This is a genomic window from Ruegeria sp. CH11, from assembly GCF_056537105.1.
On the sequence record NZ_JBQFQX010000001.1, the window covers coordinates 569,849 to 588,005 of the forward strand.

The window sequence follows — 18,157 nt, forward strand, 5'->3', positions numbered from 1 at the left end:
ATGACCGCAAGTGATGCGCAAACAATAGACGTCTCGGCCGAGGATCGTCTGCGTGCGGATTTCTACAACTTTCTGGGCCTTCTGCTTGCCGGTCCTCCTGACCAGATGCTGCTGGACCAGATGGCAGGTTTGACAGGCGATGACACCGATCTGGGACAAGCGATTCAAGCCATGGCCCGCGTCGCCAAAGTCACCAAGCCAGCCGCAGCCGAGCGCGAATTCAACGCCCTGTTCATCGGCTTGGGACGTGGTGAGCTTTTGCCCTATGCCAGCTTTTATCTGACCGGGTTCCTGAACGAGAAACCTCTGGCGCAGCTTCGCAACGACATGGCCGCGCGCGGGATCACACGCGCAAAGAACGTGTTCGAACCCGAAGACAACATTGCCTCGCTGATGGAGATGATGGCGGGCATGATCGTCGGTCGCTTTGGGTCTGCCACCTCGTTGGAAGACCAGCGCGCGTTCTGGAACAAGCATATCGGCCCCTGGGCCGCGCATTTCTATTCGGATTTGGAAGGTGCCGAGAACTCGGTTCTCTATGCATCCGTCGGCACAGCCGGACGGGTATTCATGGAGATCGAGCGCGAGGCGTTCCGAATGACGGCGGCCTAGCCCGCCACTCGCCGGTGCCAAACGGCGCCAAACCGCAATTGGGACAGGAGGAGCCCATGAGCAAGACCAAGGAAGAAGGCGCAACCCGCCGCGACTTCCTGAAACTGACTGGTGTCGCAGCGCCCGCCGCCGTTGCCGCAGCCAGCCTGACCGGGAAAGCCGAAGCGGCAGAGCTGCCAACGGATGAAACCCGCATCCAGGACACCGCGCACACGCGCGCGTACATAGAAAGCACTCGCTTCTAACACCATGAAAGCACCCGGTTCTTGAGCCGGACGCCTTCAAACCCGACTGACGGTTGCGATTGGCCCTGACGTCGGCAGCAGTACCAAGCCAGCCATGGCTCACATGGCGCGCAAGGGAGGAAAGAAATGCTTAGGAAAAAGACCAACGGGGTTGCGAGACGCCCCCAGCGGACAAGTATCCTGTCCCAAATCGGCGAGAAAACCGTCGATCGCCGCGCATTCCTGCGTGGCTCGGGCCTGACGATCGGCGGCCTTGCCGCGATCAGCGCCACAGGTGGAACCGTGACGCCAGCCAGCGCCCAGACAGCGGCGAATGCCGCGGTTGAAAACATCAAATCCATATGCACTCACTGCTCGGTCGGTTGCACCGTCGTTGCCGAAGTGCAGAATGGCGTCTGGGTCGGGCAGGAACCCGGCTGGGACAGCCCGTTCAACCTGGGTGCACATTGCGCCAAGGGGGCCTCGGTCCGCGAGCACGCCCATGGCGAACGTCGCCTGAAGTATCCGATGAAAAAGGAAGGCGGAGAGTGGAAGCGCATCAGCTGGGAAGAGGCGATCAACGAGATCGGCGACGGCATGATGAGCATCCGCGAGGAATCCGGGCCGGACAGCGTCTATTGGCTGGGCTCCGCGAAGCACAATAACGAACAGGCCTATCTGTTCCGCAAGTTCGCCGCCTACTGGGGCACGAACAACGTGGACCATCAGGCGCGTATCTGCCACTCGACCACGGTTGCGGGTGTTGCGAATACATGGGGCTACGGCGCCATGACCAATTCGTACAATGACATCCACAACTCTCGGGCCATCTTCATCATCGGCGGCAACCCGGCCGAGGCGCACCCCGTCTCGCTGCTGCATGTTCTGCGCGCGAAAGAGCAGAACAACGCCCCGCTGATCGTCTGCGACCCGCGCTTTACGCGTACAGCAGCGCATGCGGATGAATATGTCCGCTTCCGTCCCGGTACAGACGTTGCGCTAATCTGGGGCATCCTGTGGCACATCTTCGACAACGGCTGGGAGGACAAAGAGTTCATCCGCACCCGCGTCTGGGGCATGGACCAGATCCGTGAAGAGGTCGCCAAGTGGAACCCGGATGAGGTCGAGCGCGTCACCGGCACGCCGGGATCGCAGCTAAAGCGTGTTGCGCGCACGATGGCAAACAACCGACCAGGCACCGTGATCTGGTGCATGGGTGGTACGCAGCACACCAACGGCAACAACAACACCCGCGCTTATTGCGTGTTGCAGCTTGCACTGGGCAACATGGGCACTTCGGGTGGTGGCACCAATATCTTCCGCGGTCATGACAACGTGCAAGGCGCAACGGACCTTGGTGTTCTGTCCCACACCCTGCCCGGCTATTACGGCCTGTCCGCAGGTGCGTGGGGCCATTGGGCTCGTGTCTGGGGTGAAGAGCCTGAATGGCTAGCCGGTCAGTTCGCCACGATCAAAGACAAGGAAGGCAAGGATAAACCGCTTCAGAACGAACGCGGCATCCCGGTTTCCCGCTGGATCGATGGTGTTCTGGAAGACCCGGCCAACATGGATCAGGACAACAACGTCCGCGCCATGGTTCTGTGGGGCCACGCGCCCAACTCGCAGACCCGGATGACGGAAATGAAGACGGCGATGGAAAAGCTGGACATGCTGGTTGTGATCGACCCGTATCCCACCGTTTCCGCTGTTCTGCATGACCGCACCGATGGCGTCTACCTGTTGCCCGCCTGTACGCAGTTCGAAACCCGTGGCTCGGTCACGGCATCGAACCGGTCATTGCAGTGGCGCGACAAGGTGGTTGATCCGCTGTTCGAAAGTCTGCCGGACGAGGTCATCATGGCCAAGTTCGCCAACAAATTCGGCTGGGCAGACCGGTTCTTCCGCAATATCGAGATGGAGGACGCAGAGAAGCCGAATGTTGAAAGCATCACGCGTGAGTTCAACAGCGGTCTTTGGACCATCGGATATACCGGACAATCGCCAGAACGTCTGAAAAGCCATATGGCCAACCAGCACACGTTTGACAGAACGACGCTGCAGGCCGTTGGTGGACCAAACGACGGTGAGTACTACGGCCTGCCATGGCCCTGCTGGGGCACGGCCGAGATGGGTCATACGGGGACACCAAACCTCTATGACATGTCCAAACCGGTGGCCGAGGGCGGCCTGACCTTCCGCGCTCGTTTCGGCGTGGAACGCGATGGCGACAACCTGCTGGCCGAAGGGGTCTATAGCGCCGGATCGGAAATTCAGGACGGATACCCTGAATTCACGATGCAGATGCTGATGGACCTCGGCTGGGACGGAGACCTCACGGCTGAGGAACGCGCTGCAATCGACGCTGTCGCTGGTCCGAAGACCAACTGGAAAACCGACCTGTCAGGCGGCATTCAGCGGGTCGCGATCGAGCATGGTTGTGCGCCCTTCGGGAACGCAAAGGCACGTGCGGTTGTCTGGACCTTCCCGGATCCGATCCCGCTGCATCGCGAACCGCTTTATACACCGCGGCGCGATCTGGTCGAGGACTATCCGACCTACGAGGACCGGCATGCCTATCGCCTGCCCACCCTTTACGCTTCGATCCAGAAGAACGACTTTTCAAAGGATTACCCAATAATCCTCACGTCTGGTCGTCTGGTCGAATATGAAGGCGGCGGTGATGAGACACGGTCGAACCCGTGGCTGGCCGAGCTGCAGCAGGACATGTTCGTCGAGATCAATCCTCGCGATGCCAACAACCTTGGTATCCGCGACGGATCGCAGGTCTGGGTCGAAGGTCCTGAGGGCGGCAAGGTCAAGGTAATGGCGATGCTGACCAACAGGGTTGGTGCCGGTGTCGCCTTCATGCCGTTCCACTTTGGCGGCCATTTCCAGGGCGAAGACCAGCGGCACAAATACCCCGCCGGTGCAGATCCCTATGTGCTGGGTGAAAGTACCAACACCGCCCAGACCTATGGCTATGATTCAGTGACCCAGATGCAAGAGACCAAGTGTACTCTCTGCAAAATCTGGGCAGCGTAAGGAGGACGATAATGGCTAGAGCAAAGTTTCTCTGCGACGCTGAACGCTGCATCGAATGCAACGCCTGCGTAACCGCGTGCAAGAACGAGCACGAGGTACCGTGGGGCATCAACCGCCGCAGGGTGGTGACGATCAATGACGGCAACCCGGGCGAACGCTCGATCTCGGTCGCCTGTATGCATTGTTCGGATGCGCCTTGCATGGCGGTGTGCCCGGTCGACTGCTTCTATCAGAACGAAGAAGGCGTCGTCCTGCACTCAAAGGACCTGTGCATCGGGTGTGGTTATTGCTTCTACGCGTGCCCCTTCGGCGCGCCGCAATATCCACAGGCGGGCAACTTCGGATCGCGCGGCAAGATGGACAAATGTACCTTCTGCGCCGGTGGTCCCGAAGAAACGCACTCGACCGCAGAGTTCGCCAAATATGGTCGCAACCGGATCGCCGAGGGCAAACTGCCGATCTGCGCCGAGATGTGTTCGACCAAGGCCCTGCTTGCCGGTGACGGTGACGTGGTGTCTGCCGTTTACCGCGAACGCGTTGTGGCGCGCGGCTTCGGCTCGGGCGCCTGGGGTTGGGGCACGGCCTACGACCAGAAAGACGGATAAGCGCCGTCTGCATGACATTCAGATGACCCGCCCGCGCGGGTCGTCTGCTTGGGAATTTTGACCGAGGTTCAGATGTTCCGTCTACTCATTGCATTGCTGCTTACCGTCACCTTGACCCAGAGCGCCCTTGCGCAATCCGAAGAGACAGAAGCCCCGGTTTCCTCTGACAGGACGGCAACCGGGGGCGCAACCACACTTGAGGACATTCTGGCCCGTCAGCGCGGCGAAAAGGTGGATAACACCTATCGTTCGGAAAACACCGGGCAAGGCAACGCCGAGGGCCTGCTGGGTCAGCTTGGCACACGCGGCGTCGCCTCGGACAGCGATGTGTATCGCGCGTTGCGCTATGGCTCGGCGGATGTGACGGTGTCGTCTCAGGGCCCTGCTGCAAGCGTACTGATACAGGACGGCGGCATGTGGTGGCTGAATTTCCGCACCGGTCCGCTGCGCGAATATGGGACCTATATAATCGGCGGCATGCTGGCGGTCCTGATACTGTTCTTTCTGATCCGCGGGAAAATTCGAATTGATGGGGACAAATCCGGGCGTACCGTCACCCGCTTCAACGGCTTCGAACGGTTTGGTCATTGGCTGTTTGCGGGGTCCTTTGTGATCCTCGGCATAACCGGATTGCTGACACTCTACGGTCGGGATTTCCTGATCCCGGTCTTTGGCAAGGAAGGCTTTGCAGTGATCGCGCAGGGGTGCAAATGGCTGCACAACAATCTGGCCTGGGCGTTCATGCTGGGCTTGGTCATCGTCACCGTGAACTGGATTTCGCACAACATTCCGAACCGGGTCGACCTGAAATGGCTTGCTGCCGGAGGCGGTCTTTTCACCAGGGGCAGCCACCCCCCCGCGAAGAAGTTCAATGCCGGGCAAAAGATTATCTTCTGGCTGTGCATCCTGCTGGGTGTTTCGATCAGCCTGTCCGGCCTGTCGCTGCTGTTCCCGTTTGAAATGCCGCTGTTCGCCAAGACATTCTCGATCGCAAATACCACAGGCATCCCGCAAATGCTGGGCTTGAACCTGCCAGTGCAGATGTCCCCGCAGGAGGAAATGCAATTCGCTCAGGTCTGGCACGTCATGGTCGCCTACGCCTTCATCGCGATCATTCTGGCCCACATCTATCTGGGTTCGGTCGGCATGGAAGGGGCGTTTGACGCGATGGGAACCGGCGAGGTCGAGGAACAATGGGCGCGCGAGCATCATTCGCTCTGGCTGGAAGAGGTGCAGGAAAAAGAGGCCGACAAAGCAGCGGCCTCACCTGCTGAGTAAATGCGCGGGCTGGTTCTGGCGCTAATCCTGGTCCCCCTGCCCGCCTGGTCCGAGTTCTTCACGCTCAAAGGTCACGGCGGGCCGATCATGGGGATCGCCACCGCACCGGACGGGCGCATAGCAACGGCCAGTTTCGACAACTCGGTCGGACTTTGGACGGATCAAGACCCCGAATGGCTGGAAGGGCACGAAGCTGCGGTCAATTCCGTTGTTTTCAACGGCACAGCGATCTATTCCGCCGGCGACGATTTCACCCTGCGACGGTGGCCCGGTGGTCAAGTCGTCGGTCGGCACAAGGGAAAGATTGTCAGTGTAGCGGCATCAAAGACGTATGTGGCAACGGCCAGTTGGGATGGCACGATCGGATTGTGGCCGGTTGACGGGTCAGAGCCGTCAGTTCTCGGGCCGACCGGCAGCGGCGTGAACGCTGTGGTGTTCTCCGCCGACGGGTCGCAACTGTTTTCTGCGGGCGTCGACGGAACCCTGCGTGTATGGGACGTAACCCGAGCTCAGGAAACGGACCGGCTGGTCGAGCATGGGTTTGGCATCAACGAACTGGTGCTGAACATTCAGGACAACTGGCTGGCCTATGGTGCAGTGGATGGTGTGACCCGCATCCTTGATCTGACGACAGGTGAAGAGCGTGATTTCACCCTGGATCGCCGTCCGATCCTTTCGCTGGCCCTCAGCCCTGATCGCAGCCTGTTGGCTGTCGGGGACGGCGAAGGCTACATCATGGTTATCGACACCGGCGACTGGCGCATTGCGCAGGATTTCCGCGCCACTCTGCGCGGCCCGGTCTGGGCGCTGGCCTTTTCCGCAGACGGCCAGAACCTGCACGCCGGGGGCATAGATCAGGCGATGTACAGTTGGCCGATCGCCAATCTGGGCGAGCAGGATCAGATGGCCGCGTCAGAGCCCAGCTATTTGAAGAACCCCGATCAGATGAGCAATGGCGAGCGCCAGTTTGCGCGCAAATGCTCGATCTGCCACAGCCTGACACCCGACAGTCAACGGCGCGCAGGGCCGACATTGCACAAAATCTTCGGACGCAAAGCAGGCAGTCTGTCTGAATATTTGTACTCGGATACGCTGCAAGACTCTGATATCGTTTGGAATGAAGACACTATCAACGCTCTGTTCGATGAGGGGCCGGATCACTATATTCCGGGGTCGAAGATGCCGATGCAACGTATCGCTCAGGCACAGGACCGCGCCGATCTGATCGCCTTTCTGCGCCGCGCCACCGCGCCAGACAACTGAGCCGGAGGAGACCATGAAAGCCTTTCTAGCCGCCATCGTCGCGATGGTCGTGATCACCATTGCCGCGCCCTTCGCTCTGGACCAGATCGGGTTCAGCGCCGCGGATGCGGGGTCTGGCCCTGCTGTGCGCCTCGACTGAATGTCCGAATACCTGACCACCCGCGAACTGGCCGATCTGCTGCGCATTGGCGAGCGGAAAGCCTATGATCTTGCCTCCTCGGGCGAGGTGCCTTGTGTGCGCGCCATGGGAAAACTCCTCTTCCCCCGCGCCGAGGTTGTCGCGTGGCTGAACGCATCCCGGTCGGGGCCGCAGGTTGCCGAGCCACCCTTGCCGCCGATTGTCGCGGGCAGTCACGATCCGCTGCTGGACTGGGCACTGCGCGAAAGCGGATCTGGCCTTGCAACCTACTATGACGGCTCCTTTGACGGGCTGAATCGCCTGCGTGAACGTAGCGCGCAAGCGACGGTTCTGCACATTCACGAGGAAGACGGTTTCAACGTGCGGTCGATCAGGGATTCATTGGGCGAAGCCCCCGTGATCCTTTATGAAATCGCGCAGCGCAAGCGTGGGTTGCTGCTGGCCCCCGACATCAGCGGCGTGGGCGGCTTTGCAGACCTCAAAGGCCGCCGGGTCATATTGCGGCAAGACAGCGCCGCAAGTCAGCGGCTGTTCGACACGCAATTGGCGTTGCACGGGCTGTCGCGCGACGATCTTGACGCCCTGCCCGACTGCGCCCGCACCGAAGAAGAGCTGGCTTTGGCCCTGCGCGACGGTAAGGCCGAGGTGGGCTTTGGCCTTGGTGCGCTTGCAGGGTTCTACGGGCTGGATTTTCAGCCGACCCATACCGAACGGCTGGACCTTGCGATCTGGCGAAGGGCCTTTTTCGAAGCCCCGATGCTGACGCTGATCGACTTCCTGCATGCGCCCCGGTTTCATCAACGCGCGCAAGAGCTGGGCGGGTATGACCTGTCAGGTCTCGGGCAAATCCACCACAACGGCGCCAGCGGCTGAACAGGCCGTCACTGTGCGTTCGGGAAGAACAACTGCTCACCATCCAAGGTATAGGTCTCGATCGCGGATTGCCCGTCTGGTCCGATTAGCCAGTCGATGAACCTCTGCCCGGCGGCAGCCCGGACGCCCGGGTGCTTGTCTGGATTCACAAGGGTCACGCCATATTGGTTGAACAGGCGCGGATCGCCTTCTACCAGAATCTCAAGATCTCCCCGGTTTCCAAAGGACAACCACGTGGCGCGGTCGGTCAGGACATAAGCCCCCATACCGCTGGCCACGTTCAGCGTCGTGCCCATGCCGGACCCTGTTTCGCGATACCAGCTGCCGGATTCCCCGGTCGGGTCGACGCCTGCATCAGCCCAAAACCGCATCTCGGCCTTGTGGGTGCCACTGTCATCCCCGCGCGAGGCAAAGGGGACCTCGGCCACGGAGATGTCGGCCAAGGCAAGGATGATATCGTTGCCGACCTTGACCCCGGCTGGGTCCGATTTCGGCCCGACCAGAACAAAATCGTTGTACATCACGTCAAAACGATCGACCCCCCAGCCGTCAGCAACAAACCTTTGTTCGTCTGCTTTGGAGTGGACCAATAGTACATCCGCATCGCCGTTTATCGCATTCTTGATCGCCTGACCGGTGCCAACTGCGACAACCCGAACGTCGATGCCGGTTTCCGCCTCAAACCAAGGTAAAATATGGTCGAACAGGCCTGAATTCTGGGTCGACGTGGTGGATTGCAAAATAATGAACGGCTCGTCCGCACTGACGGGCAAAGCCAGCATACCAAGCGCGATTGCCGCGCTGCGGATCAGGTTTCGGACCATCGAATTCTCCGTCAAATCTGAATTATGTAACCAACCCACCCGCCAGATACCGGCGCGCCGCCTCTGTTTCCGGGCTGTTCAATACCTGCCGGGCGGCGCCATGTTCAACCACGCGCCCTCCCTGCATCATAACGACGTCCGCAGCAAGCCTGCGTGCCTGCCCGATGTCATGGGTTACCATTACGATCCGCACCCCCCGGGCCGAGGCGCGCAAGACCATCTTTTCGATCGTCTGGGTCGCGCCGGGGTCCAGCGCGCTGGTCGGTTCGTCCAAAAACAAGGTATCCGGCGACAGCGCCAGCGCACGCAGAATGGCAAGACGCTGCGCCTCGCCACCCGACAGTGACCGGGCGGATTGCCGGGCTTTGTCCGCTAGCCCGCCTTCGGTCAGCAACTCGGCGATCTGCATCTTGCGCGCCGAGCGCGGCAGGCGCTTGCGTTTCAGCACAAAGTCCAGATTGGCCGCGACCGAGCGGCGCAGCAGCACCGGGCGCTGGAACACCATTGCCTGCCGAGCCCTGTGCATCGGACCCAGAGGCACGTCCCCTTGCAGGACAGCCCCGCGATCCGGCGAGATCAACCCGTGCAGACAACGCAAAAGCAAGCTCTTGCCCGCACCATTTGGCCCCAGCAACAGCGTCGGACCCGGCCCCTCCAGCCGGAGCTGCGGCACGTCCAGCAAAACCTTGCCCTTGCGGGCGATATAGAGATCGCGGACCTGCAACCCAGTATCGCTTTCCAGTGGAAGATCACGCATGACGTAAACCTTCCTGTTCGGCGCGCAAAGTCAACGCACTGACCATCGCGTTGACCGCAATCGCAATCCCGATGAGGATCGCACCGAGTGCCAGCGCCAACGCCAGATTACCCCTTGAGGTCTCAAGCGCGATGGTGGTGGTCATGACCCGCGTGACATGGTTGATGTTGCCCCCGACGATGATCACCGCCCCAACCTCGGCTATGGCGCGGCCAAACCCTGCCAGCAAAGCCGTCACCAATGCCAGTCGCGCATCCCAAAGCAGTACCGGCACCGAGGCCAGCCTTGACACGCCCAGCGAGCGAAGCTGTTCGGCATATTCCTCGGCCAGCATCTCGACCACTTGCCGCGTCAATGCGGCGACAATCGGCGTGACGAGGACGACTTGAGCGATGATCATAGCTGTCGGCGTGTAAAGCAGTTCCAACACGCCCAAAGGCCCCGACCGGGACAACATCAGATACACAAGCAGCCCGACAACAACCGGTGGAAAGCCCATCAGAGCGTTCATCAGCACGATCATCGCCCGCCGACCGGGGAAACGAGCAACCGCCAGTGCAGCGCCAAAGGGCATACCGATCACCGCAGAAATCAGTACCGCAAACAGCGAAACCCGCAGGGACAACAGCACGATCGACCACAGCTCTGGATCCCCTTTCAGGATCAGAGCGGATGCCATTGCGAATTCTGATGCAAATCCCTGCATTTTCTTCCAAATTAGAGATTTTTCGCATTAGATGCGGTCATTTACATGGAAATACTATGCCAGTTTGGCACCAAGTACAGTCACAAATGCGGCAGTCCAAAAAGAAAACGCGGCCCCTGCCGGGACCGCGTCGAATTTCGCGATGTCAGAGCGGTCAGTTCAGCGCGGCATCCGTGATCTGATGTGTCCATGCGCCTTCGGGCTCTTTGGTGATCGCCGGGTTTTCGGCCGACACGGCAGACAGCAAAGTTTTGACCGTCTGTTCGTAGTCCGCCGGGTCCAGCGCCCCGGTTGATCCTTCGATCAGCTTGGCGACCTCGCCCATCATGTAGACCTGATGGTCCAGTTCCTGAGCGCCGGTCTCGTCGAACTCGAGCACGATTTCAGCAGCCTCCTCCTGATTTGCCGCAGCATATTCCCAACCTTTCATCGACGCGCGCACAAAGCGCTCCATCTTCTCGACAAATGCGGGATCGCTCAGGTTTTCCTCCATGACATAGAGACCATCTTCCAACATGCCAAAGCCCATCTGAAGATAGTTGAACGTCACCAGTTCCTCGGGCGTGATCCCTGCCTGAAGGATCTGACGGTATTCGTTGTAGGTCATCGTCGAGATACAGTCCGCCTGTCCCTGAATCAGCGGATCAGCCGAGAATGCCTGTTTCAGAACCGTGACCCCGTTGTCGTCGGCCCCATCCGTTTCGATACCCAACGAGGCCATCCAGGCATAGAACGGATATTCATTCCCGAAGAACCAGACCCCCATCGTGCGGCCCGGGAAATCCTCGGGCGACTCGACCCCGGTCGATTTCAGGCAATTGACCTGCAGTCCACCTGTCTTGAAAGGCTGTGCAATGTTGACCAGAGGCACACCACGCTCGCGTGCGGCCAGACCGGCTGCCATCCAGGTGGTGATGACGTCAGCGCCCCCCCCGGCGATGACCTGTTCCGGCGCAATATCCGGGCCACCGGGTTTGATCGTGACGTCCAGCCCCTCTTCGTCATAGAACCCCTTGGCTTCGGCCACGAAGTATCCGGCAAACTGCGCCTGCCCGACCCATTTGAGTTGCAATGTCACCTCATCCGCCGCAAACGCCGTGCTGGCTGCCAGACTGAAGGCTGCGACCGCCCCGCTTAGTAGCTTATTCATCTTCACTTCTCCTAGTTGCTTATGGGTGCCCCGTTTTCGGGGTCTGTTGAATTTTGTTTGTTATCCTCGTTGCGACGGATGCCAGAACGTCACCGCCTTTTCGATACCGGCCACAAGGCCATAAAACGCAGTTCCAGCAAGGGCGGCGACCACGATCTCGGCCCAGACCATATCCAGTGACAATTGCCCCACGCTGGTCGAGATTCGGAACCCCATCCCCACGATGGGTGAGCCGAAGAATTCAGCCACAATAGCGCCGATCAGGGCAAGTGTCGTCGAAATCTTCAACCCGTTGAAGATAAACGGCATCGCCGCCGGCAGGCGCAGTTTCAGAAAGCTTTGCCAATAGGTTGCGGCATAGGTCTCCATCAGGTCGCGCTGCATGGCGGTGGCCTCGCGCAAGCCCGCAACGGTGTTCACCAGCATCGGAAAGAACACCATCACCACCACGACCGCAGACTTGGATTGCCAGTCGAACCCGAACCACATGACCAGAATGGGCGCGGTTCCGACGATCGGCAGCGCCGCGACGAAATTCCCCACCGGCAACAGCCCCAATCGCAGGAAATCCCAGCGATCGACCGCGATCGCCATCAGGAACGCAGCGCCACATCCAATGATGTAGCCGCTGAGCGCGCCTTTCAGGATCGTCTGCACGAAATCCGCCCAGAGGATTGGCAGGCTGTCGCCAAAGCGTAAGGCGATCGCCGACGGTGCGGGCAGGATGACCAGAGGCACCTCGAGCCCGCGCACGATCAACTCCCACGCCAGAACAATCGTCAGCCCGAAGATCAGCGGCGCCAGAAACCGCACCAAACGGCTGTCGGCCTGTGGCCCGCTGGCCAGCCGACTGTTCAGCCACCAGCCAAGGATCCAAACCAACAGGGCAGCAAACACAAGCATCATTGCGCCATCCCCATCCGTTTCAGCACCAACCTTTCGATCAGGCCAAGCAGTCCGACCAGACAAGCCGCCAGAATGGCCGCCGCAAACAGGGCCGACCAGATCTGCACGGTCTGTCCGTAATAGCTGCCCGCCAGCAGACGCGCGCCCAGACCGGCCACCGCACCCGTGGGCAGCTCACCTACTATCGCCCCGACCAGAGACGCCGCAATCCCGATCTTGAGCGACGCGAACAGATAAGGCATCGACGCGGGCAGACGCAGTTTCCAGAACCCCTGCCCGTGGCTGGCATTGTAGGTGCGCAGCAAGTCCAGTTGCATCGCATCGGGGCTGCGCAGTCCTTTGACCATTCCGACCACCACTGGGAAAAAGCTGAGATAGGCCGAAATGATCGCCTTTGGGATAATCCCCTGCACGCCGACAGAATAAAGCACCACGATAATCATCGGGGCCAGTGCGATAATGGGTATGGTCTGACTGACAATGGCCCAGGGCATGACCGACAGGTCCATGACCCGGCTATGCACGATCCCGACCGCCAGCAGAATGCCAAGCCCGGTGCCGATCACAAAACCCAGCACCGTCGCGCTCAGCGTGACCCATCCGTGATAGATCAGCGACCGTTTCGAGGTGATCTTTTTCAGGATCGTGGTTTCCCACAGTTCGATTGTCACCTGATGCGGCGACGGAAGCCGGGGTTTCTTTTGCTCCCATGTCGCGGGAATGGCGAAACTGTTGCTCAGGACCAGCCCGACCTCTCCCAGATCGCGGCGGGCGCTCGCGGTTGGCGGCTGCACTTCAGCCCCGCCGCGTTCCAGTTCAGTCAGAGTGCCCTTGATGTTCATCGGAACGCTCGCCACGTACCAGAACAGCACGATCACGGCCACGACGGTCAGAACTGCAAAGATCTGCTTCATACCCGCCACTCCATCCGAATGATCGGCAATGTCTCGGGCGGTTCCGGCGGTTCAGTGCCCGTCGCAATGAACCCTTCGCGGCGATAAAATTTCTGGGCAGACACATTGGGCTCATGAGTCGTCAGCCACAAAAAATCACGTCCTGATTTCGCCTTGTCCAACAGTCGCTTACCCATTCCCTGACCGGTTCGCAAGCAATAGAGGGCACCAACCTTTCGCGCCTCGGGATCAACCGACATGTAGCAATCCACCGGATCGCCCGCGACCCAGATTTCGCGCGCGGGGAAGGCCTCGCGGATGAGCCTCGCCAACTCGGCTTCGGGCAATTCATCGACCATCCAATCCGTCTGCGCGATCCAAGTGGCAATCACATGTGCGCAGGCCGGGACATCATCTGGCGTCGCCCTTCTGATCACATCGCTCGGCATCAGACCTCATCCCCGTGTCCGGCGCGCAGCCCTTCGCGCACGCGATGGGCCACTTCGATGAATTCTGGTGAATCCCGAATATCCAGCGGTCGCTCTTTGGGCAGAGGGCTGTCGATCACATCCGTTATCCGTCCCGGACGCGGGCTCATGACGACGATCTTGGTGCTCAGATACACCGCCTCGGGGATCGAGTGGGTGACAAACCCAATCGTCTTGCCGGTCCGCGCCCACAGTGCCAGAAGCTGTTCGTTCAAGTGATCCCGCACGATCTCGTCCAAAGCCCCAAAAGGTTCGTCCATCAGCAGGAGGTCGGCATCAAATGCAAGCGCGCGCGCAATGCTGGCCCGCTGCTGCATGCCACCGGAAAGCTGCCACGGGAACTTTCCACCAAACCCTTTCAGATCAACAAGTTCCAACACCTTGTTCACGCGATCATCCTGCTCGGACGCGGAATATCCCATGATCTCAAGCGGCAGTTTTATGTTCTTGGCAATGGTGCGCCAAGGGTACAGCCCCGCCGCTTGAAACACATAGCCGTAAGCCCGGTTTCGCCGCGCCTCGTCCGGGGTCATCCCGTTGACGGTCAGCGCGCCGCCGGTCGGTGTCTCCAAAGCCGCAATGCAGCGCAGGAACGTGGTCTTGCCGCACCCCGAGGGGCCGATGAAACTGACAAAGTCACCTTTGTCGATCGTCAGGTTCACATCCTTCAGCGCGTGGATGGGCCCGTCATTGGTCTGGAAAGTAAGGTCCAGCTGCCTGGCCTCGATAACGGGCTGGGTCGTTGTTTCAGTTGTCATTCCATCGCCTTGAAAACACTTGACTTTGGGCCGCCGAATGGGCGGCCCGCATGTATCATACGCCTGTAGCCGGGATGCCGGTTCGTTCGATCGGCTGCGGAGCGGTCAGTTCTTTCCAGGTGCTCAGCGCCTTGTTCACATGGCTATTCGCCTCACGTGCGACGAACTCGCCGTGACCTTCCTGTGTCCGAATTTCGCCATCGTGAACGGCGACCTGACCACGGGTCAGGGTAAACCGAGGCAGACCTTTGACCTCTTTGCCTTCAAACACGTTATAGTCGATCGACGATTGCTGCGTATCGGCCGTGATGGTCTTTGATTTCTCTGGATCCCAAACCACAAGATCCGCATCCGCGCCCACAAGGACTGCACCCTTTTTCGGATAACAATTCAATATCTTGGCGATATTTGTTGAAGTCACCGCGACAAATTCCTGAGGCGTCAGACGCCCGGTATTTACACCATGTGTCCACAGCATCGGCATCCGGTCCTCAAGCCCGCCCGTTCCATTCGGTATCTTGGTGAAATCACCGACGCCATAGCGTTTCTGATCGGTCGTAAAGGCGCAGTGATCGGTGGCCACAACGCTCAGCGTGCCCGAATGCAGACCTGCCCAGAGGCTGTCCTGATGCTGCTTGTTCCGGAATGGTGGGCTCATGACCCGACGCGCCGCATGGTCCCAGTCGTGGTGGAAGTATTCGCTTTCATCCAAGGTCAGGTGCTGAATCAAAGGCTCGCCCCAGACCCGCTTGCCCTGCATCTTGGCCCGCCGGATGGCCTCATGCGCCTCTTCACACGAGGTGTGCACGACATAGAGCGGTACACCCGCCATATCGGCGATCATGATGGCGCGGTTGGTCGCCTCGCCCTCAACCTGCGGTGGGCGCGAATAGGCATGCGCCTCGGGCCCGGTATTGCCTTCGGCCAGCAGTTTGGCGCTGAGTTCGGCGACAACATCGCCGTTTTCGGCGTGGACCATGGCGATCCCACCCAGCTCGGCCAGACGAGTAAAGGACGCGAACAACTCATCGTCGTTCACCATCAATGCGCCTTTGTAGGCCAGGAAATGCTTAAATGTGTTGATGCCACGCGCTTCGACAACGGTTTTCATGTCGTTGAAAACCTGCTCACCCCACCATGTCACCGCCATGTGGAACGAATAGTCGCAATTCGCACGTGTCGACTTGTTGTCCCAGCGCTTCAGCGCATCCAAAAGGCTTTCGCCCGGATTTGGCAGCGCAAAATCGACCACCATCGTGGTACCGCCTGCCAGCGCCGCGCGCGTCCCGCTTTCGAAATCGTCACTGGAATAGGTCCCCATAAACGGCATCTCAAGATGCGTATGGGGATCGATACCGCCTGGCATGACGTAACATCCGGTCGCGTCCAGCTCCTTATCGCCTTTTAGCTCGCGCCCGATTTCGGTGATCACACCCCCTTCGACTTTCACATCCGCCTTGTAGGTCAAATCCGCCGTCAGGACGGTTCCGTTCTTGATTACAGTGCTCATGTTAAACTCCCTGATGCGGTCTGCGCCGCTTGCTTCATCTGGCCAAATTTATCCCGGGGGAGTCGCCCAATGGGCGACGGGGGCAGCGCCCCTCTATCCCACGATTTCTGCTGTTTCGACGACCGCATGGAACAGCACATCTGCCCCGGCTGCGGCCCAGTCCTTGCTGATCTCTTCGGCCTCGTTGTGGCTCAACCCATCCACGCACGGGCACATCACCATCGCCGTCGGCGCAACCCGGTTGATCCAACAGGCATCATGCCCTGCGCCCGAGATGATATCCGTGTGCGAATACCCCAATCGCTCGGCCGCGTCGCGCACGGCGGCCACGCAACCGTCGTCAAACTTCACCGGATCAAAGCCACCGACCTTCTCGAACTCGATCTGCAGGCCCATCTCGTTGACGATGTCTTCGGCGGCGATGCGTAACCGGTTTTCCATATCGGTGATCACCTCCAATTCCGGCGAGCGGAAATCGACGGTGAATACGACCTTTCCAGGGATCACATTGCGCGAGTTCGGATAGACATCGATATGCCCCGCCGCGCCCACGGCATGGGGCGCATGAGACCACGCAATCTCATCAACTTTCTCCAATATCCGCGCCATCGCCAGCCCGGCGTTCTTGCGCATCGGCATCGGGGTCGAGCCGGTATGCGCGTCTTTTCCGGTGACAGTAACTTGGGTCCAGCTCAGGCCCTGACCATGGGTGACAACGCCGATATCCTTGCCCTCAGCTTCCAGAATCGGCCCCTGTTCGATGTGCAATTCGAAGAACGCATGCATCTTGCGGGCACCAACCTCTTCGTCGCCCTGCCAACCGATCCGCTGCAATTCGTCGCCGAATTTCTTGCCCTCGGCATCCTCGCGGTCATAGGCCCAATCCTGCGTATGCATCCCGGCAAACACACCCGAAGACAGCATCGCCGGAGCGTAGCGGGTCCCCTCTTCGTTGGTCCAGTTGGTCGCCACAATCGGGTGTTTGGTCTTGATGCCCAAGTCATTGAGCGTTCGGATGATTTCCAACCCGCCCAGAACGCCCAACACGCCGTCATACTTGCCGCCCGTGGGTTGCGTATCCAGATGCGAGCCGACATAGACCGGCAGTGCATCAGGGTCAGTACCTTCGCGCCGGGCAAACATGTTGCCCATCTGGTCCAGCCCCATCGAACAGCCGGCATCCTCGCACCATTTCTGAAACAGCGCACGCCCTTCGGCGTCTTCGTCCGTCAGCGTCTGACGATTGTTGCCCCCTGCAACACCTGGGCCAATTTTGGCCATCTCCATCAGACTGTCCCACAACCTGTCGCCATTGATCCTGAGATTCTGCGCCGGAGCTGCCATAGTGTCTTTCCCTGTTGCTTGCGAATTTTGCTCGCTATTCGTGTCTTGATTTGACCATCTGGTCAAACTCACGCTATCACGGGTTCGACATCAGTCAAGAATTTGCATGGCGCCGCTGGAAATTTCGGCATATTTGGTGCCCGTTTGGCGGAAAATGAGACGACCGGAAGATATGCCCAAAGACCGCGCACCGACTCGCATCCAAAAGAAAAACCGCGCGGCCATACTCGAGGCCGCGCTGAATGTGTTCTCTGCCAATGGGTTTCGCGGCTCGACCGTCGATCAGATCGCGACCGAGGCCGGCTTGAGCAAACCAAACCTTCTCTATTACTTCCCGTCGAAAGAGGCGATCCACACGGCGCTATTGTCTGGTCTGCTCGAGGTTTGGCTGGCCCCGCTGCACGATCTGGATGAGAACGGGGAACCAATGCAGGAGATTCTGTCCTACATTCACCGCAAACTGCAGATGAGCCGCGAATTGCCGCGCGAAAGCCGTCTGTTTGCCAACGAACTGGTCCAGGGTGCTCCGCGTATTCACGAGGCATTGTCCATTGAACTCAAAGTCCTGGTGGACGAAAAAGCGAAGATTTTGACCCGCTGGATGGATGAAGGCAAAATCGCCCGCCTGCATCCGCATCATTTGATCTTTTCGATCTGGGCGCTGACCCAGCATTACGCTGATTTCGATGTCCAGGTGCGGGCCATTCTGGGGGACGAAGATCCGTTCGAAGGGGCCGAGCCGTTTATCGACACACTTTATCGTAAACTTCTAACACCCTGACCCA

19 protein-coding genes are annotated in these 18,157 nt (G+C 59.5%); 9 read left to right on the forward strand and 10 right to left on the reverse strand.

The window, feature by feature from the left end; translation table 11 throughout:
• The 8 genes from ACR0LX_RS02810 (at window position 1) to ACR0LX_RS02845 (ending at window position 8,036) form a co-directional block, all read left to right on the forward strand.
• Entirely contained in the window at window positions 1-612 is a 612-nt protein-coding gene (locus ACR0LX_RS02810; RefSeq protein WP_480782471.1) for a TorD/DmsD family molecular chaperone, read from the forward strand.
• 56 nt (window positions 613-668) lie between these two features.
• Complete coding sequence (locus ACR0LX_RS02815; RefSeq protein ID WP_480568975.1) at window positions 669-857, forward strand: twin-arginine translocation signal domain-containing protein; 189 nt, start codon at window positions 669-671, stop codon at window positions 855-857.
• A gap of 126 nt (window positions 858-983) precedes the next feature.
• Complete coding sequence (locus ACR0LX_RS02820) at window positions 984-3,878, forward strand: formate dehydrogenase subunit alpha (protein ID WP_480782472.1); 2,895 nt, start codon at window positions 984-986, stop codon at window positions 3,876-3,878.
• An 11-nt stretch (window positions 3,879-3,889) separates the two neighbouring features.
• Complete coding sequence (gene fdh3B / locus ACR0LX_RS02825; RefSeq protein WP_010439472.1) at window positions 3,890-4,483, forward strand: formate dehydrogenase FDH3 subunit beta; 594 nt, start codon at window positions 3,890-3,892, stop codon at window positions 4,481-4,483.
• A 72-nt stretch (window positions 4,484-4,555) separates the two neighbouring features.
• On the forward strand, window positions 4,556-5,761 hold the full coding sequence (locus ACR0LX_RS02830) for a formate dehydrogenase subunit gamma (protein WP_480782473.1): 1,206 nt from the start codon (window positions 4,556-4,558) through the stop codon (window positions 5,759-5,761).
• The gene (locus ACR0LX_RS02835) at window positions 5,762-7,024 is read left to right on the forward strand and encodes a c-type cytochrome (protein ID WP_480782474.1); all 1,263 of its coding nucleotides are present in this window, start codon (window positions 5,762-5,764) and stop codon (window positions 7,022-7,024) included.
• A 13-nt stretch (window positions 7,025-7,037) separates the two neighbouring features.
• Window positions 7,038-7,163 (forward strand): hypothetical protein, encoded by a 126-nt coding sequence (locus ACR0LX_RS02840; RefSeq protein WP_480782475.1) that lies wholly within the window; start codon window positions 7,038-7,040, stop codon window positions 7,161-7,163.
• Complete coding sequence (locus tag ACR0LX_RS02845; RefSeq protein WP_480782476.1) at window positions 7,164-8,036, forward strand: substrate-binding domain-containing protein; 873 nt, start codon at window positions 7,164-7,166, stop codon at window positions 8,034-8,036.
• Between the two features lie 8 nt (window positions 8,037-8,044).
• On the opposite strand, the gene ACR0LX_RS02850 is transcribed toward ACR0LX_RS02845, so the two are convergent.
• The 10 genes from ACR0LX_RS02850 to ACR0LX_RS02895 form a co-directional block, all read right to left on the reverse strand.
• Window positions 8,045-8,860, reverse strand: a complete 816-nt coding sequence (locus tag ACR0LX_RS02850) for an ABC transporter substrate-binding protein (protein ID WP_480782477.1) — start codon at window positions 8,858-8,860, stop codon at window positions 8,045-8,047.
• 22 nt (window positions 8,861-8,882) lie between these two features.
• Complete coding sequence (locus tag ACR0LX_RS02855) at window positions 8,883-9,617, reverse strand: ATP-binding cassette domain-containing protein (RefSeq protein ID WP_480782478.1); 735 nt, start codon at window positions 9,615-9,617, stop codon at window positions 8,883-8,885.
• Window positions 9,610-10,323: an ABC transporter permease gene (locus ACR0LX_RS02860; protein ID WP_480568953.1), complete on the reverse strand. Its 714-nt coding sequence runs from the start codon at window positions 10,321-10,323 to the stop codon at window positions 9,610-9,612. Before ACR0LX_RS02860 ends, ACR0LX_RS02855 begins: the two co-directional genes overlap by 8 nt.
• 154 nt (window positions 10,324-10,477) lie before the next feature.
• Complete coding sequence (locus ACR0LX_RS02865; RefSeq protein ID WP_480782479.1) at window positions 10,478-11,473, reverse strand: ABC transporter substrate-binding protein; 996 nt, start codon at window positions 11,471-11,473, stop codon at window positions 10,478-10,480.
• 60 nt (window positions 11,474-11,533) lie between these two features.
• A complete protein-coding gene (locus tag ACR0LX_RS02870) occupies window positions 11,534-12,379 on the reverse strand; it encodes an ABC transporter permease (protein WP_480782480.1) in 846 nt (281 codons plus the stop codon).
• Window positions 12,376-13,293, reverse strand: a complete 918-nt coding sequence (locus ACR0LX_RS02875; RefSeq protein ID WP_480782481.1) for an ABC transporter permease — start codon at window positions 13,291-13,293, stop codon at window positions 12,376-12,378. Before ACR0LX_RS02875 ends, ACR0LX_RS02870 begins: the two co-directional genes overlap by 4 nt.
• Entirely contained in the window at window positions 13,290-13,721 is a 432-nt protein-coding gene (locus ACR0LX_RS02880; protein ID WP_480782482.1) for an N-acetyltransferase family protein, read from the reverse strand. The genes ACR0LX_RS02875 and ACR0LX_RS02880 overlap by 4 nt, the downstream gene beginning before the upstream one ends.
• Window positions 13,721-14,518: an ABC transporter ATP-binding protein gene (locus ACR0LX_RS02885; RefSeq protein WP_480782483.1), complete on the reverse strand. Its 798-nt coding sequence runs from the start codon at window positions 14,516-14,518 to the stop codon at window positions 13,721-13,723. Before ACR0LX_RS02885 ends, ACR0LX_RS02880 begins: the two co-directional genes overlap by 1 nt.
• A 55-nt stretch (window positions 14,519-14,573) precedes the next feature.
• Window positions 14,574-16,028, reverse strand: a complete 1,455-nt coding sequence (gene hydA, locus ACR0LX_RS02890; RefSeq protein WP_480782484.1) for a dihydropyrimidinase — start codon at window positions 16,026-16,028, stop codon at window positions 14,574-14,576.
• A 93-nt stretch (window positions 16,029-16,121) separates the two neighbouring features.
• Window positions 16,122-17,372, reverse strand: a complete 1,251-nt coding sequence (locus ACR0LX_RS02895; RefSeq protein WP_480782485.1) for a Zn-dependent hydrolase — start codon at window positions 17,370-17,372, stop codon at window positions 16,122-16,124.
• 172 nt (window positions 17,373-17,544) lie between these two features.
• Here ACR0LX_RS02895 and ACR0LX_RS02900 point away from each other — a divergent pair, with 172 nt between their 5' ends.
• On the forward strand, window positions 17,545-18,153 hold the full coding sequence (locus tag ACR0LX_RS02900; RefSeq protein WP_480782486.1) for a TetR family transcriptional regulator C-terminal domain-containing protein: 609 nt from the start codon (window positions 17,545-17,547) through the stop codon (window positions 18,151-18,153).
• Window positions 18,154-18,157: the final 4 nt, after the last annotated feature.

What these genes read in the sequence shown, in the direction of transcription:
- ACR0LX_RS02870 (WP_480782480.1), bottom strand. Translation starts at nt 12,379, where the DNA reads ATGATGCTTGTGTTTGCTGCCCTGTTGGTTTGGATCCTTGGCTGGTGG.
- ACR0LX_RS02850 (WP_480782477.1), bottom strand. Translation starts at nt 8,860, where the DNA reads ATGGTCCGAAACCTGATCCGCAGCGCGGCAATCGCGCTTGGTATGCTG.
- ACR0LX_RS02885 (WP_480782483.1), bottom strand. Translation starts at nt 14,518, where the DNA reads ATGACAACTGAAACAACGACCCAGCCCGTTATCGAGGCCAGGCAGCTG.
- ACR0LX_RS02875 (WP_480782481.1), bottom strand. Translation starts at nt 13,293, where the DNA reads ATGAAGCAGATCTTTGCAGTTCTGACCGTCGTGGCCGTGATCGTGCTG.
- ACR0LX_RS02815 (WP_480568975.1), top strand. Translation starts at nt 669, where the DNA reads ATGAGCAAGACCAAGGAAGAAGGCGCAACCCGCCGCGACTTCCTGAAA.
- ACR0LX_RS02820 (WP_480782472.1), top strand. Translation starts at nt 984, where the DNA reads ATGCTTAGGAAAAAGACCAACGGGGTTGCGAGACGCCCCCAGCGGACA.
- ACR0LX_RS02880 (WP_480782482.1), bottom strand. Translation starts at nt 13,721, where the DNA reads ATGCCGAGCGATGTGATCAGAAGGGCGACGCCAGATGATGTCCCGGCC.
- ACR0LX_RS02860 (WP_480568953.1), bottom strand. Translation starts at nt 10,323, where the DNA reads ATGCAGGGATTTGCATCAGAATTCGCAATGGCATCCGCTCTGATCCTG.
- ACR0LX_RS02865 (WP_480782479.1), bottom strand. Translation starts at nt 11,473, where the DNA reads ATGAATAAGCTACTAAGCGGGGCGGTCGCAGCCTTCAGTCTGGCAGCC.
- ACR0LX_RS02845 (WP_480782476.1), top strand. Translation starts at nt 7,164, where the DNA reads ATGTCCGAATACCTGACCACCCGCGAACTGGCCGATCTGCTGCGCATT.
- ACR0LX_RS02840 (WP_480782475.1), top strand. Translation starts at nt 7,038, where the DNA reads ATGAAAGCCTTTCTAGCCGCCATCGTCGCGATGGTCGTGATCACCATT.
- ACR0LX_RS02895 (WP_480782485.1), bottom strand. Translation starts at nt 17,372, where the DNA reads ATGGCAGCTCCGGCGCAGAATCTCAGGATCAATGGCGACAGGTTGTGG.
- fdh3B (WP_010439472.1), top strand. Translation starts at nt 3,890, where the DNA reads ATGGCTAGAGCAAAGTTTCTCTGCGACGCTGAACGCTGCATCGAATGC.
- ACR0LX_RS02810 (WP_480782471.1), top strand. Translation starts at nt 1, where the DNA reads ATGACCGCAAGTGATGCGCAAACAATAGACGTCTCGGCCGAGGATCGT.
- ACR0LX_RS02830 (WP_480782473.1), top strand. Translation starts at nt 4,556, where the DNA reads ATGTTCCGTCTACTCATTGCATTGCTGCTTACCGTCACCTTGACCCAG.
- ACR0LX_RS02900 (WP_480782486.1), top strand. Translation starts at nt 17,545, where the DNA reads ATGCCCAAAGACCGCGCACCGACTCGCATCCAAAAGAAAAACCGCGCG.
- ACR0LX_RS02835 (WP_480782474.1), top strand. Translation starts at nt 5,762, where the DNA reads ATGCGCGGGCTGGTTCTGGCGCTAATCCTGGTCCCCCTGCCCGCCTGG.
- ACR0LX_RS02855 (WP_480782478.1), bottom strand. Translation starts at nt 9,617, where the DNA reads ATGCGTGATCTTCCACTGGAAAGCGATACTGGGTTGCAGGTCCGCGAT.
- hydA (WP_480782484.1), bottom strand. Translation starts at nt 16,028, where the DNA reads ATGAGCACTGTAATCAAGAACGGAACCGTCCTGACGGCGGATTTGACC.